General features: G+C 47.7%; 14 protein-coding genes and 1 tRNA gene. 5 read left to right on the top strand and 10 right to left on the bottom strand.

Annotated elements, in window-relative coordinates; translation table 11 throughout:
* Nucleotides 1–188: 188 nt before the first annotated feature.
* The 3 genes from ctpC to PMG71_RS10925 form a co-directional block, all read right to left on the bottom strand.
* Entirely contained in the window at nt 189–1454 is a 1266-nt protein-coding gene (gene ctpC / locus PMG71_RS10935) for a carboxyl-terminal processing protease CtpC (protein ID WP_283753715.1), read from the bottom strand.
* A gap of 201 nt (nt 1455–1655) precedes the next feature.
* A complete protein-coding gene (ispG, locus tag PMG71_RS10930; RefSeq protein WP_283753714.1) occupies nt 1656–2879 on the bottom strand; it encodes a (E)-4-hydroxy-3-methylbut-2-enyl-diphosphate synthase in 1224 nt (407 codons plus the stop codon).
* 100 nt (nt 2880–2979) lie between these two features.
* Entirely contained in the window at nt 2980–3177 is a 198-nt protein-coding gene (locus PMG71_RS10925) for a hypothetical protein (RefSeq protein ID WP_283753713.1), read from the bottom strand.
* Between the two features lie 163 nt (nt 3178–3340).
* Between PMG71_RS10925 and PMG71_RS10920 the strand changes: the two genes are divergently transcribed.
* Nucleotides 3341–3414, top strand: a tRNA-Val gene (locus PMG71_RS10920).
* Nucleotides 3415–3673: 259 nt separating this feature from the next.
* Here PMG71_RS10920 and PMG71_RS10915 read toward each other — a convergent pair.
* From PMG71_RS10915 to PMG71_RS10905, 3 genes are all read right to left on the bottom strand, one after another.
* On the bottom strand, nt 3674–4432 hold the full coding sequence (locus tag PMG71_RS10915) for a cobalt-precorrin-6A reductase (RefSeq protein WP_283753712.1): 759 nt from the start codon (nt 4430–4432) through the stop codon (nt 3674–3676).
* Between the two features lie 14 nt (nt 4433–4446).
* Complete coding sequence (locus PMG71_RS10910) at nt 4447–5169, bottom strand: class I SAM-dependent methyltransferase (RefSeq protein WP_283753711.1); 723 nt, start codon at nt 5167–5169, stop codon at nt 4447–4449.
* Between the two features lie 102 nt (nt 5170–5271).
* Nucleotides 5272–5454: a hypothetical protein gene (locus tag PMG71_RS10905; protein WP_283753710.1), complete on the bottom strand. Its 183-nt coding sequence runs from the start codon at nt 5452–5454 to the stop codon at nt 5272–5274.
* 156 nt (nt 5455–5610) lie between these two features.
* Here PMG71_RS10905 and PMG71_RS10900 point away from each other — a divergent pair, with 156 nt between their 5' ends.
* Nucleotides 5611–8130, top strand: coding sequence for a mannose-1-phosphate guanyltransferase (locus tag PMG71_RS10900; RefSeq protein WP_283753709.1), 2520 nt, complete (start codon nt 5611–5613; stop codon nt 8128–8130).
* 13 nt (nt 8131–8143) lie between these two features.
* Here PMG71_RS10900 and PMG71_RS10895 read toward each other — a convergent pair whose 3' ends face one another.
* The 4 genes from PMG71_RS10895 to tig all read right to left on the bottom strand — a co-directional run bounded on the left by PMG71_RS10895 (nt 8144) and on the right by tig (nt 12637).
* Nucleotides 8144–8992, bottom strand: a complete 849-nt coding sequence (locus PMG71_RS10895; RefSeq protein WP_283753708.1) for an alpha/beta fold hydrolase — start codon at nt 8990–8992, stop codon at nt 8144–8146.
* A gap of 3 nt (nt 8993–8995) precedes the next feature.
* Complete coding sequence (clpX, locus tag PMG71_RS10890; RefSeq protein WP_283753707.1) at nt 8996–10357, bottom strand: ATP-dependent protease ATP-binding subunit ClpX; 1362 nt, start codon at nt 10355–10357, stop codon at nt 8996–8998.
* A 13-nt stretch (nt 10358–10370) separates the two neighbouring features.
* Nucleotides 10371–11057 (bottom strand): ATP-dependent Clp endopeptidase proteolytic subunit ClpP, encoded by a 687-nt coding sequence (gene clpP / locus PMG71_RS10885; protein WP_347179252.1) that lies wholly within the window; start codon nt 11055–11057, stop codon nt 10371–10373.
* 182 nt (nt 11058–11239) lie between these two features.
* Nucleotides 11240–12637: a trigger factor gene (gene tig / locus PMG71_RS10880; RefSeq protein WP_430541005.1), complete on the bottom strand. Its 1398-nt coding sequence runs from the start codon at nt 12635–12637 to the stop codon at nt 11240–11242.
* A gap of 506 nt (nt 12638–13143) precedes the next feature.
* Here tig and PMG71_RS10875 point away from each other — a divergent pair.
* The 3 genes from PMG71_RS10875 (at nt 13144) to PMG71_RS10865 (ending at nt 17129) form a co-directional block, all read left to right on the top strand.
* Nucleotides 13144–14187, top strand: coding sequence for an aspartate-semialdehyde dehydrogenase (locus tag PMG71_RS10875; protein WP_283753704.1), 1044 nt, complete (start codon nt 13144–13146; stop codon nt 14185–14187).
* 51 nt (nt 14188–14238) lie between these two features.
* Complete coding sequence (dapA, locus tag PMG71_RS10870) at nt 14239–15123, top strand: 4-hydroxy-tetrahydrodipicolinate synthase (protein WP_347179248.1); 885 nt, start codon at nt 14239–14241, stop codon at nt 15121–15123.
* Between the two features lie 188 nt (nt 15124–15311).
* Entirely contained in the window at nt 15312–17129 is a 1818-nt protein-coding gene (locus PMG71_RS10865) for a ribonuclease J (RefSeq protein WP_283753702.1), read from the top strand.
* Nucleotides 17130–17156 lie beyond the last annotated feature (27 nt).

The following is a 17156-nucleotide window of genomic DNA, read 5'->3' as shown; positions in this document are numbered from 1 at the left end:
ATTGCTCCCTACATTTTCAATTGCTCCCTACATTTTCAATTGCTCCCTACATTTTCAATTGCTCCCTACATTTTCAATTGCTCCCTACATTTTCAATTGCTCCCTACATTTTCAATTGCTCCCTACATTTTCAATTAAGTTTAGCCCCTTTGAATTCAGTTCAGAAGCTTACTAACCCCAATTATGGCTTATTGTTTCGCGATTTCTTGAGTCAGAATTTTCAGTGCTTCAGCATATTGGGGATCGGTTTTTGTCCCAATTTCATCCCGATGTTTCACTAAATATTCTTTTTGGTCATCCGTCAATTCCACCAAGATATCGGGTTCAATACCCAATTTATTGATATCCCGACCATTAGGAGTCAGATACTTAGCAATAGTGACTGCTAAACCCGATCCATGGGCCAAGGGCTGCACAGACTGCACTAAGCCTTTCCCAAAGGTTTGGGTTCCCACAATCACAGCTCGTTCATTATCTTGTAAAGCTCCAGAGAGGATCTCACTAGCACTAGCCGATCCACCATCGACTAGAACCACCAGAGGTTTATCCGTTAAGGGACGACTATTCGCCCGTTGTCGCTCCGTTTCCCCTTGTCGGTCTACAGTAGAAACGATCGCCTCTCGACCCGGTAACCACATGCGGGCGATCGCCACACTCGAATATAATAATCCCCCAGGATTAGAGCGCAAGTCTAAGATATAACCGGATACTCCCTGATCTTCCAAATCCTCAATCGCTTCCCGCATCTCTTCAGCCGCCGGAGCGCTAAATTGGGTCAGTCGAATATAGCCAATATCCTTCCCAGCCCCTTCCTGGCGATAACTATAGCGCACGGGATGAATTTCGATCCGTTGGCGCTGAATGGGGAAATCCATCTCCTCTTGACCGCGCAAAATGGTTAACACCACCTGAGAATCGATCGGCCCTCGAATCAGTTTCACCGCATCATTAACATCCATTCCGGCGGTATCTTTGCCATCAATTTTGACAATAAAATCTCTGGCTTGAATTCCCGCTTCAAAAGCAGGAGAATCTTCAATTGGAGCCACCACCACTAGGCGATCGGTTTCTTCATCCATAGAAATCTGAATCCCCACTCCCGTCAGTTCCCCAGAAGTATCAATTTGCATATTTTTGAATTCTTCGGGGTCCATAAACCGGGTGTAGGGATCGTTGAGTTCCTTCAACATTTCCCGGATGGCTCCATAGGCTTCTTGATCGGAGGTATAGTTTCGAGCCAGGTATTCCTGACGTACCTGTTCCCAATCCACCTGATTAAATGTACCATCAACATATCGATTGTTGATAATTTGCCAGACTTCATCTACTAATTCTTTGGGCCCATCTTGGAAAAAAGCTTGCCCTCTTAAATGAATGCCTGCACCAGCAACAGTTACAGCGGTCAGCATTACTGCCGTTGCACCTAAAACAAGTCCGCGTGTAGTTTTGGTCATAAGCTTCCTGAACCGGGGATATTACTTTAGGGGGAGTTAAGCCCAATCTAGCACATGCTACTCCATAGCGGTCTATAGAGAAGGGGATAATGCGACCCATCACTGCCGCCATCGCGCTTTTCTCGTTCCCTTATGCGATCGCCTTCGAGTCAATTCCGGAGATATCGATCGAGGGCTTTCTTTCCTTAAACCTAATTTAGGTTACGGATCGACCCAGCGGCCATCCGCTTTAATTAAATTAATTAACTCTTCCACGCCTTGATCTTCCGGAACCTTCTTAATTTCCTCTTTCCCTCGATACAAAGAGATATATCCCGGTTGTCTGCCCACATAACCATAGTCCGCATCAGCCATTTCCCCTGGCCCATTGACAATACATCCCATCACAGCAATATCCAAACCCGTTAAATGGTTCGTGGCTTCCCGCACCTTATGCAGCACCTCCTCCAGATTAAACAGCGTCCGTCCACAGGAAGGACAAGCCACATATTCCACCATCGTCTTACGCAGTCCCAGGGCTTGAAGAATGCTATAACACACCGGAATTTCTTTTTCTGGCGCTTCCGTCAGAGACACACGAATCGTATCCCCAATCCCATCAGCCAGCAGCGTACCAATTCCTGCGGTCGATTTAATCCGACCATACTCCCCATCCCCTGCTTCCGTCACTCCCAGATGCAAAGGATAGCTCATCCCCAATTCATCCATCCGCTTAACCATCAAGCGATAGGCCGCCAGCATCACCGGTACTCGTGAAGCTTTCAGGGAAATCACCAAATTATAAAAGTCCAGAGATTCACAAATCCGGATAAACTCCAGAGCCGATTCTACCATCCCCTCTGGAGTATCCCCATAGGTAAACAGCATCCGCTCCGCCAATGACCCATGATTCACCCCAATTCGCATTGATTTTCCTTGGTCGCGCAAAGAAATCACCAGGGGTTCTAAGGTTTCGCGGATTTTTTCGCCAATTTCCGCAAACTCCGCTTCTGTATATTCCGTGCGGTCTGTCTTGGGTTTTTCAAATACATATAACCCTGGATTAATCCGCACCTTATCCACATGCTGGGCCACTTCTAGGGCAATTTTCATTCCATTGTGGTGAACATCGGCCACCAGGGGAACCGGTTGATAGGTGTCTTTAAGCTTCTGTTTAATCTCTGCTAGGGCTTTAGCGTGGGCCAAACTGGGAACCGTTACCCGTACAATCTCACAACCGATTTCATGTAATCGCCGAATGGCGGCAATTGATCCTTCAATATCCAGGGTATCTTCATTAATCATCGATTGTACGACCACAGGATGGCCGCCCCCAATCGTAATATTGCCCACCGGCACAGGCCGAGTTTTCCGGCGCTCAATGGTGGTGGAAACTGCCGGAGAAGAGGGGGATTGAGTTTGGGTGGGATTCGGTAGAGTTTGCATAAACACTCAAACAGATGGAAAGGCTATCAATAGCGTCTCATATTTCGGGCCATCCTGGGAATAGGAGAGGTTCCTAAGATTCATGGTTTTAGGGCAAGGGTTATTCCTCTGGGATAATCCATTGGGGAGGAGCCATTCTTTTTTTTCGTAGGGCTTCATCAGCAATGGCCAGCATTTGATCGAGGGAAGTTTCTTGAATGAAGTTAGAGGCTTGTTGGACGTATTCTCGATTGGGACATTGGTCACCAAGGACGCATCCGTTAACACAGGCTTGGGCGCAGTCAATTTTAGATTCCATGGTCGAGTTTCCTCGCTTCTACTCTTCTACACTTGACGTACCTTATCTTAAGTTTTGCCGATTATGCTAGTTGCTACCAGAATCGGCTTCCTGCCATTCATGAAGGGTAAAACCTTGAGAGCCTTGATCGATTTTTTCAATCGTGCTATGGTAATTGAGCTACGGACGTATAGCTCAGTTGGTTAGAGCGCCACGTTGACATCGTGGAGGTCACTGGTTCGAGTCCTGTTACGTCCACTGATTTTCGGCTATTCCCTTAAAATTTTGCACCACTGGTGCGCCAACTCAATACAGATCGGGTAGTTCTGATCTGGTCAATTGCTCTATACCTGCATAGAATTTTAGGATTGTCTCCACACGATCGCCGACTAACCAGGCAATAGTTGGCAACGGGAGAGGCAAGTAAGACTACTATCGCCTGCGGCGATACCGGGCCAATGGTAGCGTCAGTCAGTGAAGCGTGAAGAATCACCGCTCCTTTAGGATGGTGAGTATGTCAAGAACAACAAAAATTAATGGCTTCTTGGATATCATGGGTTTCTTGGGGATAGGTCATTTTCGGTCGGGTGATGGTAATTAAGGGAATGCCTAAACGATCGCACAACTGACGCTTCATGGCCTCTCCTCCTGCATTTCCAGATGCTTTGGTTACCACGAGAGAAATCTGCCAATGTTGCCATAGAGCTAACTCCAGAGCTTCGGGAACTGGGGGACGGATGGCAATGAGGCGATCGCTACTAAATCCAGCTTCTTGTGCGATCTGAAGAGACTTAATCGAGGGTAACACTCGCGCAAATAAGGTCGCCTGGTGTTGCCAGGGTTGAAATAAGGGCAGACGTTGCGAGCCAACGGTTAAAAACACGCGCCGATTGCTCAAATAGTCCCCAGTCAGTAGGGTGGCAAAACTGTCTAAGGTCAGGTTTCGATCGCACTCAGAAGGGGTTACAGGGGGTCGCTCGTAGCGCATATAGGGAATGTTAGAGCCTTCAGAAAAGGCGATCGCCTGTTGGGAAATTTGCTGCGCCCAGGGGTGGCTCGCATCTAAAATCACACCGATATGATGCGATCGCTGAAATTCATCTAAACTTGATGCCTGTAATTTACCCACTTTCACCGTTAATTGCGGGCAATTCGGATAAAGGGATCTTGCCGACTCAGTAGTTACCGTTACCACACACTCTAACCCCGCTTCCACCAACCCTTGCGCCAACTGGCGACTTTCCGAAGTCCCGCCAATTAACCAGACTTTAGACATTTTTGGCGATCGCCTCACGGATACTTAACAGCATAGAGATGGAACAACTCACCCTCACTTTTTTTAACCACCTTCGCCCCCACCGCCCGGATCGCCTTTTCCCATTCTTGTAACGGCTCTAGACCCACCTCAGCCCCCAAATAGGTCTCTAGAATTGCCCAATTTTCCGCCAATTCCACCTCTGGGTTTAGCACATCAAACACCAGTATTCCCCCAGACTTCAGCACCGACTTCACCGCCACCATCACCTGTTGCCAATAGTCCAAAGAAAAATAACAACTCCATCCCGTGGCGATCGCCAAATCAAACTGTCCCGGTTCATAATCTAACTGATGGGCCGGCCCCAACTTCACCCCCTTAAACAACTTAGAATTTAACTGGGGGCCGCGAGAATTCAGCGCTTCCGCCGCCTCCTTACTAATCTCTTGGCCATAAAACAAAGCCTCCCATTCCCGCCAAGGATAAATCAAAAAACTCACTCCACAACCCATATCCAAACACTTTTGTCCCTTTTTCGGCTTACACACCTGCCAAAACTCAGACGTAATTTTCGGGGTTAACTCCCCACTCATCCATTGGCGAAAAATCGGCATTTCTTCCACCTCTGGCGGAACCTCAAACAGTTCTCCTCGATATTGACGATTAAACCGCAGCGCCACTGCCGCCAATTGCGTCTCTAGAGCCTCTGTGGAAAAATTATGCAGTCCAAAACCCGCAGCATTACTTAAGCGTGTCATATCTGAATGGGGGGATAGGGGGATAGGGGGAATAGGGGAATAGGGGAAGAACCCATTACCACCATTACCCATAATTATCAATTGTTAATTGTTAATTGTTCATTATTTCAAAGCCTTTCTAAAATTGCGGCGATAGGAGCCATTAAACACCAACACCGGCCAACCTAGAGAAAGGAGAACCTTATTGGGCAATTCCGGCGTAAAATTGGTGCGAGAATACCCTTTCCAAAACTTCCAAACTCCGATCCCATAGCCGACGAGTCCCAAAATAATCAGTAGCTTCATCTGGTTACCCCTCCCAATTAAGTTCATTAAGTCACTATCTGTTTAGGATAGTGAGAGTATGCTACAGTTTTAGCAAAATTGTATAAGTGTTGATCGTCACTATCATTAAGTTTAGTTAATTCACCTATTACCTATTACCCATTATAGGAGCATCTTATGAGAGCAGTGCTAATGGCAGGTGGTTCAGGAACCCGGCTAAGACCTTTAACCTGTGAGCTTCCCAAGCCCATGGTTCCTGTCCTTAACCGACCGATCGCCGAGCATATTGTTCGCCTACTGAAACACCATCAGATTAACGAAGTTATTACTACACTTTACTACTTACCCGATGTAATGCGGAATCACTTCCAAGATGGGCGGGAGTTCGGCATTCAAATGACTTATGCGGTCGAAGAAGACCAACCCCTAGGAACCGCAGGATGTGTTAAAAATGTAGGAGAATTACTACGCTCAACTTTCCTAGTGATTAGTGGAGATTGTATCACGGACTTCGATTTAAGTGCGGCGATCGCCTTTCACTATCAAAAAAAGTCCATAGCCACCCTAGTCTTAACCCGTGTCCCCAATCCCCTAGAATTTGGCGTAGTGATTACGGGGCCAGATGGTCGGATTCAGAGATTTCTAGAAAAACCCTCTAGCAGTGAAGTCTTCTCAGATACCGTAAACACAGGAATTTATATCTTAGAACCAGAAGTTCTTGATTATTTGCCCCCCAAAGAAGAAGCCGATTTTTCTAAAGACCTATTTCCTTTCCTATTAGCCCAAGGTAAACCCCTCTATGGCTACATTGCCGAGGGGTATTGGTGTGATATCGGCCATCTAGATGCTTATCGGGAAAGCCAATATAGCGCCCTGGCCAAACGGGTTAATCTAGAGGTATCCTATCCCAAGCGATCGCCGAGTTTATGGATCGGAGAGAATACTTATATCGATCCCACCGTCAATATTGAACCCCCAGTGCTAATTGGTCATAACTGCCGCATTGGTAGCTATGTACATATCGAACCGGGAACGATCATCGGTGATAATGTTACCATTGGCTCCCACGCTACCCTCAAACGGCCAATTATCTGGAATGGGGCCTTTATCGGTGATGAAAGCCATCTAAGGGCCTGCGTCATTGGTCGCGGAACCCGCATCGACCGTCGCGCTCATGTTCTAGAAGGGGCCATTGTCGGTTCCCTCTCTACCGTAGGAGAAGAAGCACGGGTTTCTCCCCAAGTCAGGGTTTGGCCCCATAAAAGAATTGAAGCCGGAGCCATCTTAAATCTGAATCTGATTTGGGGCAATGTGGGCCATCGTAACCTATTTGGCCAACGGGGAGTATCGGGACTAGCCAATGTTGACATCACCCCAGAATTAGCCGTTAAACTGGGTGCAGCCTATGGTTCGACGTTGCCACCGGGATCGGAAGTCACCGTCTCTCGCGATCAACGCAGCATTTCCCGCATGGTGACTCGCTCTTTGGTCGCTGGGTTGATGTCTGTGGGAGTAGATGTGCAAAACCTGGAAGATAAGGCTATTCCCATTGTCCGCACCGTGATTCCCACCCTAGGGGTAGAAGGGGGTATTCATGTGCGCTTGCACCCAGAACGGGGGAGTTCCTTACTGATTGAATTTCTGAACCATAAAGGGATTAATATTTCTAAATCCAAGGAAAAGAAAATTGAAGGCTGCTTTTTCAAAGAGGATATGCGGCGATCGCTCATTTATGAAATTGGCAACGTCACCTACGCCTCCGAAACCCTACAGATCTACATGGATGCCTTTGAAAAACATCTGAATTTAGAGGCGATTGAAACCGTTTCCTCCAAAGTCGTCATTGACTACGCCTTTGCCGTCAGTGGCGCAGTTCTTCCCCAACTGCTGGCTAAATTTGGCTGTGATGCGGTGGTTCTCAATGCCAGTTTAAACCCCAAACCCCTCTCTCTAGAAGACCAAGAAGGGCTACTTCATCAACTCGGTCGCGTTGTCGCTGCCCTAGAAGCGACCATGGGGGTACAAGTGTCCTCTAATGGGGAAAAGTTTGTCTTAATTGACGAAAGAGGAACGGCGATCCGAGGGGAAATGCTCACCGCTTTGATGATACAAATGATCCTAACCGCCCATCCGAGGGGAACCGTGGTTGTTCCTATCCATGCTTCGAGTGCAGTGGAAGAAATCGCCCATCGCCATGATGGTCGGGTGATTCGGACGAAGGCTAATCCAGCCGCTTTGATGGAAGCTTGTCATGCCAATCCCAATGTCGTGTTAGGGGGCAGTGGGGATATGGGCTTTATTTTCCCCCAACTCCATCCCGGTTTTGATGCCATGTTTGCGACAGCCAAGCTGATAGAGATGTTGAAATTACAGGAAATTTCTTTGGGAACCATGCGCTCTAAACTGCCGCCTATTGCCCATCAGATGACGACGATTCGCTGTCCTTGGACGGCGAAGGGGGCAGTAATGCGCTATTTGGTGGAAACCCACGATCAGGAAAAGTTGCAGTTGGTCGATGGGGTCAAAATTCTTTGTAAGGATGGTCGCCATTGGGTACTGATTTTGCCCGATGCGGGGGAAGCGTTGGTGGATATTGTGGCTGATGGTCAAGATCCAGAAATTGTGGACGCTTTACTCAAAGAGTACCGCGATCGCGTACAGAGTTTTATTGAGGCTCATCAAAAGTTTGATGAGTAGGGGAGATGCAGCTTTAAGCCCCTATGCCCATAAACTCCCGCACACAGGAGAGGTAAATGGGGGGATCTTCGAGCATGGGAAAATGGGCTGTTTTTTCAATCACTTGATAGTGAATATTCGGATTTAAATCGGCCGCTTTTTTGCCCATGGGAGCAGGAATAATTTGGTCTTTTTCCCCAGAGATCAGTAAAACGGGCATGGAGAGCTGGGAAAAGGCGATCGGCATGGTTTTGGCCATGTGTTCGCTGACGGAGGTATAAATGGTTCCTAATGCGGCTTCATAGTCAGCGATCAAGAAGTCAGTCAGAAAGGCTTGACGCTGTTCGTCGGGGATGGGACGACAGAGAAATCGAGCCATAAAGAAGCGATCGGCCAGGGGAATTTTGGCTAACCAAGGGGGGCGGAATTTGACCACATAGCCCCCAAATTTATGGAAGGCTTCAAAGGAGGGGCGATCGTATTCAAAAATGCCGCTACAGGTGAGGATCAGCTTTTCAACCCGCTCTGGATAGTTCTGGGCAAAGAGAACGGCGATGGAGGCTCCCGTAGAATGGGCATTGATCCAAACCCGTTTTAGTCCCAGTTGATTGAGCAGTTCGGCCAGATCTTCGGCGTATTCTTCTAGAGCGTAACTTAAGTCTACGGGGGTTTGGGGCAGTCGAGAGCGCCCAAACCCCCGCAAGTCATAAAGTAGACAGTCGAACTCTTCCTTAAAGGCTTCTGCGGTGCTTTCCCAATAGCGAGCCGATCCAGCCCAACCATGGAGGAAAATGAGGACAGGTTTTTGGGGAAGGGATGCACTAGGGGTTGTGGTTATCCACTGATAATAGTGGTCAACCCCACGGACTGTTATTTCTGGCATGATTTAGGCAGATTCAGGTTTGGGCAAGGAGGATGGATGCAGTAGCAGTTCGGCGGTCGATCGCTTCTCTACCATGTCTTTGGTGATCGTGCAGCGCGTCACATCTTTGCGTGAGGGCAGCTCATACATCACATCTAACATCAGTTCCTCGACGATGCCTCGCAAGGCTCTGGCTCCGGTTTTCCGGCGATAGGCTTCCCTGGCGATCGCCGCAGTCGCATCTGGGCGAAATTCCAGGGCTACGTTATCCATTTTTAGTAGTTTTTGATACTGTTTAACCAGGGCATTACGGGGCTGAGTCAGGATACATTTCAAGGCTTCTTCATCTAAGGGATCGACCACAGCAACTACAGGAATGCGGCCGATAAACTCCGGAATCATACCAAATTTTACTAAATCTTCTGGCTCTAATTCCTTCAGCACATCGGCTGCCCGTTTTTCCTTGGGTTGGCTATCTCCCGGTTGAATAAAGCCCATGGATTTTTTGCCGGTGCGTTGGCTGACCACTTTATCGAGGCCAACGAAGGCTCCACCACAGATAAATAGGATATTGCTAGTATCTATTTGGATACAATCTTGATAGGGGTGTTTACGACCTCCTTGGGGGGGCACATTGGCGATCGTCCCCTCTAGCATTTTCAATAGGGCTTGTTGGACTCCTTCCCCAGATACATCACGGGTAATGGAAGGATTCTCGCTCTTGCGGGCAATCTTATCAATTTCATCGATATAGATGATACCCCGTTGGGCTTCCTCCACATCAAAGTCTGCCACTTGTAAGAGTCTCAGGAGAATGTTTTCTACATCCTCACCTACATAGCCCGCTTCCGTTAGTGTTGTTGCATCAGCTACAGCAAAGGGGACATCAAGCATATCTGCTAGGGTTTGGGCCAGGAGGGTTTTGCCACATCCGGTGGGCCCCACGAGCAAAATATTCGATTTTTGCAGTTCTATATTGTCTTCTGGATTGGGTTTCCCCCCATTCGCTCCGGCGTTAGCTTTGGACTGGATAAAACTCAATCGCTTGTAATGGTTATATACGGCCACGGATAGCACTTTTTTGGCTTCTTCCTGGCCAATGACGTTATCATCAAGATAATTTTTGATCTCTTTGGGTTTAGGAATTTGGCCCAGGGTTAAATTGGCTGTGCGCGATCGCCGTTTTTTCTGAGCCGGTTCCCCTCGCTTGGGATTGGGAGGAGCGGTTGTGGAACTGGAGTCAAACAGCTCTTCATCCAGAATTTCATTACAGAGTTCCACACATTCATCGCAAATGTAGACCCCTGGGCCCGCGATCAACTTCCGTACTTGTTCCTGGGATTTTCCACAAAATGAACATTTGAGATGGGAGTCATATTTAGACATAAGCGGCCTCTGATTAAACAGTGGGGTGGGATTCGGATGGATGGGACTGGGGTTGGGTAATCACTTGGTCAATGAGACCATAGTTTTTCGCTTCCTCAGCCGACATGAAAAAGTCTCTTTCTGTATCTTCTGCAATTTTTTCTAGGGGTTGACCCGTGTGGTGGGCCAATAATTCATTTAAAGTTTTCTTATGATACAGAATTTCTCTAGCCTGAATTTCGATATCAACCGCTTGTCCCTGGGCCCCTCCAAGGGGTTGATGGATCATAATGCGGGAGTTGGGTAGAGACATTCGTTTTCCTGCTGCTCCTGCGGTCAACAGAAAGGCTCCCATACTAGCGGCTAATCCATAACAGATGGTAACTACATCGGGACGGATTTGCTGCATGGTATCATACATTGCCATCCCTGCGGTCACCGATCCCCCTGGGGAATTAATGTAGAGTTGAATGTCTTTTTCTGGGTCTTCTGCTTCTAGGAATAGAAGTTGGGCGACTACTGAATCAGCCACCATATCATCGACCGCCGTTCCCAAAAAGATAATCCGCTCTCGCAAGAGTCGAGAATAGATATCAAAGGCCCTTTCTCCCCGACCGGACTGCTCTACCACCATGGGAATTACGCCTTGGGGGTGATAGGAGATCACATCTTGTGAGCTATAGCTCTTAGGGGAATGATGCTGGGATTGGGATCGGAGTATCATGGGGTTTCTCAGATGTTTGAGTTCCAATTTAAAAGTAATTGATTTGGGTCGAAAGGTTCAGGCTAATTGACCTCTGCGTTTATTATGCCTTAATCTCCCCCATTCTGGCAGGCAAAGAGCAGAAAAATTTAGCTCGATTTGCTCTTCTGAGGGAGATTTTGGGGTTGCTATCGGCTTAACTAGGTTGAAGATTCGGTTGCTTGAGCTTCATCTTCTGTTGCTTCTGGGGTCTCTTCTTCTGACTTGAGGCTCCCTTCGGGGACTAATTCAACTGTGCCATTGGCTTCTAGCCATTCCAGAACTTTTTCCCGATTTAGGTCTTCGGTAATATAGTCTTTGAGGCGATCGGGGTCAGCGTCCTTGATCTCTTCAGAGGCTTTTAGCAGTTCTTCCATTTTGGCTTTAATTTCCGCTTCATCGGCCTGTAAAGATTCCTGTTTGGCAATTTCGGCGATCGCCAAGGATTCTCTCAGGGCTTTAATAGCTTCTGGGCGGGTGTTTTGGCGCAGTTGGGGCACGCGATCGGCTGTGAGAATTTTATTGATATCAATGCCTTGGTTGGCCAACTGCATCGCCATTTGGGTTAGCTGTTGAGTTACCGTTTCCTCGATCAGGGTTTCTGGCAAGTCTATCTCGACCTTTTCTAATAGGGCTTCTACCAAGGCCTTATGTTTATTCGTTTTGGTCTTATTCTCCGCTTCCTTGGCAAACCGCTCGGTTAAGGAGGCTTTCAGGGCTTCTAGGGTTTCAAATTCACTGATTTCTTCAGCAAATTCATCATCGAGTTCTGGCAGTTCCCTTTCTTTAATTTCTTTTAGGGTAATTTCAAACTCGGCCGGTTTGCCCGCAATATCTTCCTGGGGATATTCATCGGGGAAGGTTACGGCAATGGTTTTGGTTTCTCCCTGGCTCATTCCTACGATGCCATCAATAAATCCAGGGATAAAGCGGTCTGATTCCATTTCTAATTGAAAGTCCGTGGCACTTGCTCCAGGGATTTCTACCGGTTCCGGAAGCTCTTCCCCTTCTGCTGCCACCCGACGGCCGACAAAATCTACCACGGCCACATCTTTGAGCTGACAGGCTCTATCTTCGATGGGAATTAGGGTTGCCCGTTTTTCTTGTTCTGATTTTAAGACTTCATTGACTGCTTCTGGGTCGGGTTTGATTTCTTCGGCTTTGACGCTTAAGCCTTTGTATTCCCCTAATTTTACCTCTGGGGGCACATCCACAGCCGCATTAAAGGTTATGCTTTCACCCGGTTTAAATTGACTCACCAGGCTATCAAACTCCGATGTGAGTTGGGGAGAGCCGATCGTTTCTAGTTTTTCTTGGGCGATCGCCTCATCAACAGATTGTTTAATTAACTTTTCTACTGCTGCGGCCTTCAGGTTCTCGCTGCCCAATTGCTGGATCAGCACATGGCGCGGAATTTTCCCTTTCCGAAACCCAGGAAGCTTCACCGAGCGGCTAAATTCCTTAATCACCTGCTCATAGGCGGCCTTTGATGTTTCAGCGGGCACTTCAATTTCTAAACCAATCTGACTGGCGGGCAATTTTTCCTGGGTAACTTTCATCACTAAATCTGTATACTGAATGGGAATTGAGCCACGGGCGGTGAAGGGGAGAGTTAAGCTCCTGACACACCACGCAATGGTATTATATAATAGGGGGTTCACAATTCAACCCCAAGGAAGACAAAAACTTGTCAAAGAAAGTCTTAAGTTGTCAACAGAAATTGACTCAGAGTCCCCTAGACCTGCTAAAATCTGAAACAGATAGGGTAGTGCGCTGGTAAGGGGCGATCGGTAATCGGTCATCGATACACCGTTTATTCCCTTAAAATCCCTATTTTCAAAGCATTCCATACGCTCTGCTCAAGGGTGATATTGGAAGATCGAGGTTTTCATCAGAGCAGAAAGTGCTGTAAGCTAAGTTCTAACCCCCAAAAAACATAAAAGTTTGATCTATATATTAATATTGATTGACCTCGCACCCGATTCAGAAAGTTTTAAGAAAATCCAGATAGTCCCAACCTCAACCCCTAAAGTAGAAAGTTTTTAAGATCAAGGAGGATCACCTTTTGCCAAAATCCTATCGAGTTGCCATTCTGGGAGCCACGGGCGCAGTCGGAACAGAGTTGCTTGACCTATTAGAATCCCGTGATTTCCCCCTAGAGAGCCTAAAACTGTTGGCTTCTCCCCGGTCAGCCGGACGAACCTTGTGCTTTCGTGGGGAAACCCTGACCGTTGAACCGGTTGCAGAGGGATGTTTTGACCAAGTAGATTTGGTTCTCGCCTCAGCAGGGGGGTCAACTTCAAAAACTTGGGCCCCGAAAGCGGTGGCAGCCGGTGCAGTGGTTATTGATAACTCCAGTGCTTTTCGCATGGTTCCGGAAGTGCCCCTAGTGGTTCCAGAGGTGAATCCAGAAGCCGCCGGGACTCATCAGGGTATTATTGCAAATCCCAATTGCACCACGATTCTAATGACTGTAGCGGTTTGGCCCTTACATCAAGTGCAACCGGTACAAAGAATTGTAGCGGCCACCTATCAATCGGCCAGTGGTGCGGGGGCTAGGGCGATGGAAGAATTGAAAGTGCAAGCCCAGCAAATTCTCAATGGCCAAGCTCCGCAACCGGAACTATTCCCCTATCCCCTGGCCTTTAATCTATTTCCCCATAATTCGCCCCTGAATGACCAAGGCTATTGTGAGGAAGAGATGAAAATGGTGAATGAAACCCAGAAAATCTTTTCAGCTCCAGGTTTACGAGTGTCTGCTACCTGCGTGCGCGTGCCTGTACTGCGGGCCCACTCAGAAGCGATTAATCTGGAATTTAGCCAACCTTTCCCGGTGGAAAAGGCCAGGGAAGTCCTGAAAATGGCTCCAGGGGTGACCTTGGTGGAAGATTGGAGTGCTAACTATTTCCCCATGCCCATGGATGCGACGGGTAAAGATCCGGTATTGGTGGGTAGAATTCGTCAAGACTTATCCCATGCTTGTGGGTTGGAGTTGTGGCTCTGTGGCGATCAAATCCGTAAGGGAGCGGCCTTAAATGCGGTTCAAATCGCTGAATTGTTGGTAGAACGAGATTGGGTTAAACCCCGTGAAGTCGCATTAAGTCAGTAAAGTGAACTCAAAAATCATCAAGCGCATCGAAGAAAAAGGAGAAGAGAAAGGGTGAGTTATTTTGGACGAGTGATCACAGCGATGATCACGCCGTTTTCAGCCGATGGTAGCGTGAATTATGGCGTGGCTGAAGAATTGGCTGTTCATTTGGTGGAAAACGGCAGTGATGGCTTAGTTATCTGTGGAACAACAGGGGAGTCTCCCACCTTAAGCTGGGAAGAAGAACATGAGTTGTTCCGGGTGGTGAAACAAGCGGTTGGCGATAAGACCAAGGTGGTGGCAGGAACGGGATCGAATTCGACTGCTGAGGCGATTGCAGAAACCCAAAAAGCGATGGCCTTGGGATTAGATGGCTCATTACAAGTGGTTCCCTATTACAATAAACCCCCAGCAGAGGGGCTTTATGAGCATTTTAAGGCGATCGCCACAGCTTGCCCAGATCTGCCTCTTTTGCTGTACAATATTCCCGGACGGACGGGGCAAAACTTGCTGCCAGAAACGGTAGCCCGTTTAGCAGAAATTCCCAATATTGTTGGGATTAAAGAAGCGAGTGGCCAACTCGATCAAGTCAGTCGAATTCGTCAACTTGTTCCCTCTAACTTTGGCATTTATTCTGGAGATGATTCCCTTACATTACCCTTGCTTTCGGTTGGTGGTAATGGTGTGGTCAGCGTAGCCTCTCACCTGGTGGGTAAGGATTTGCAAGAAATGATTCAGTGCTTTGAAAGGGGGAAAACTCAACAAGCAACGGCCATTCACTTAAAACTTTTCCCCCTGTTTAAGGCTCTGTTTTTGACGACTAATCCCATTCCCCTGAAAGCCGCCTTAGCTCTTCAAGGATGGCCGGTTCAAGACTTGCGTTTACCTTTAGTGAAAGCGTCAGTAGCCATTGAAGAAGAATTAAAACAAGTATTGAGTCAGTTAGGTCTCAACTGAAACTGTGCAGTTGGAAATTGCATCTAAAAACGTTAAACCCAAAAGTGTAAATTACACTCAAACCTAGGGATTCATGACCCTCTGTAGGAGAGACACCAGACGATAAAAGTGTTTAGGTTGACTCTCAACTCAAGGCTGTATTCCCGAAAAATCAACGCATGAATCTATCACCCTAAATCCTGAACATTATGGTTAGAAAAAATCAAAAATCTACAATCAAAATTATTCCCCTGGGAGGTCTGCACGAAATTGGTAAAAATACCTGTGTCTTTGAATATGAAGATGAAATTATGTTACTCGATGCAGGTCTGGCTTTTCCTACAGATGGGATGCATGGGGTCAATATTGTCCTGCCCGATATCTCTTATTTGCGGGAAAATCGCGATCGCATCAAAGGCATGATTGTCACCCATGGCCATGAAGACCATATTGGCGGTATTGCCTATCATTTGAAACAGTTTGATATTCCCGTGATTTACGGCCCCCGGTTGGCGATGGCCCTATTGGAAGGTAAGCTCGAAGAAGCGGGAGTGGGCGATCGCACCGAATTGAGAACCGTGGCCCCTAGAGATATGGTCAGGGTGGGTAAAAACTTTGTTGTCGAATTTATCCGCAATACCCACTCGATGGCCGACAGTTTCACCGTTGCCATCCATACCCCCATCGGAGTCATCATCCATTCTGGGGACTTCAAAATCGATCATACCCCCGTCGATGGTGAACTGTTTGACCTCCAGAAACTCGCCGAACATGGGGAAAAAGGCGTATTGTGCCTGATGAGTGACTCCACCAATGCCGAAGTACCTGGATCTACTCCATCGGAAAGTTCCACCATTCCCAACCTCGACCGGGTATTTTCCCAAGCTGAGGGCCGAATTTTAGTCACGACCTTTGCCTCCTCTGTGCATCGGGTTAATATTATTCTGCAACTGGCGCAAAAACACAATCGAGTAGTCTCGGTTTTAGGACGCTCCATGCTGAATGTGATTGCCCATGCTCGTAACTTGGGCTATGTGAAATGCCCCGACGAGCTGCTGCAACCCCTCCATGCCGTTCGCAATTTGCCGGATGAGAAAGTGCTGATTCTGACTACTGGCTCTCAAGGAGAACCCTTATCAGCTCTAACCCGGATTGCTAAACAAGAACATCGGCAGGTGAAAATTCGCCGGGGGGATACTGTGGTCTTCTCGGCCAACCCGATTCCCGGTAATACCATTGCGGTAGTCAACACCATCGACCAATTGATGAAACAAGGGGCGAATGTGGTCTATGGCAAAAATCAAGGGATTCATGTTTCCGGCCATGGCTGTCAAGAAGACCATAAGCTGATGTTGGCTTTAACTCGTCCGAAGTTCTTTATCCCCGTTCATGGGGAACATCGGATGCTGATTAAACATGGGCAAACGGCTCGCAGTATGGGCATTCCGGAAGAAAATATGGTGATTGTCGATAATGGCGATATTATCGAGTTGACTGAAGATTCGCTTCAGATTGCGGGCAAAGTGACTTCTGGTGTGGCTTTGGTCGATAACGCGGGTATTCTCCATGAGCAAGTGCTGAAAGAGAGACAACAGTTAGCCGAAGATGGGGTAATTACGGTGGCTGCTAGTGTGAATTGGGAAGGAAAATTAGTCAACCGTCCCCTCGTCCATTTACGGGGTGTAGTCACTTCTCTACAGCAGAAGTATTTAGAAGAGGCGATCGCCCAATCGGTGCAAACGACATTGGATAATCGTTGGTCGGAGTTTGTGCGCTCCTTTGGTAAAGGACAGTTGGATGTCAGCTTTGACCGCTTGCAACAGGAGGTTGAGAATGATATCAATCGACTGCTGAGAAGGGAATTACGCAGTAACCCCTTGCTGGTCTTGTTGATGCAAACCCCTGAAGATCCTCCGGGAGATCTGCAACCCCAGGAGAATGGGTCTAAAACTGCGCCCCAAAGCGATGGTGTACCGCTCAAGAATCGGCGTACCCGTCCCCGGCGATCGGCTCAAGTGGCTTCTTAAGAAAACGTAATCAACCTAAATGCAGAG

This window comes from Roseofilum acuticapitatum BLCC-M154 (assembly GCF_030068475.1).
GTDB classification, from domain to species: Bacteria; Cyanobacteriota; Cyanobacteriia; order Cyanobacteriales; family Desertifilaceae; genus Roseofilum; species Roseofilum acuticapitatum.
Note: the sequence above shows the minus strand (reverse complement) of the source record. Positions and strands in the feature narration are given on the sequence as shown.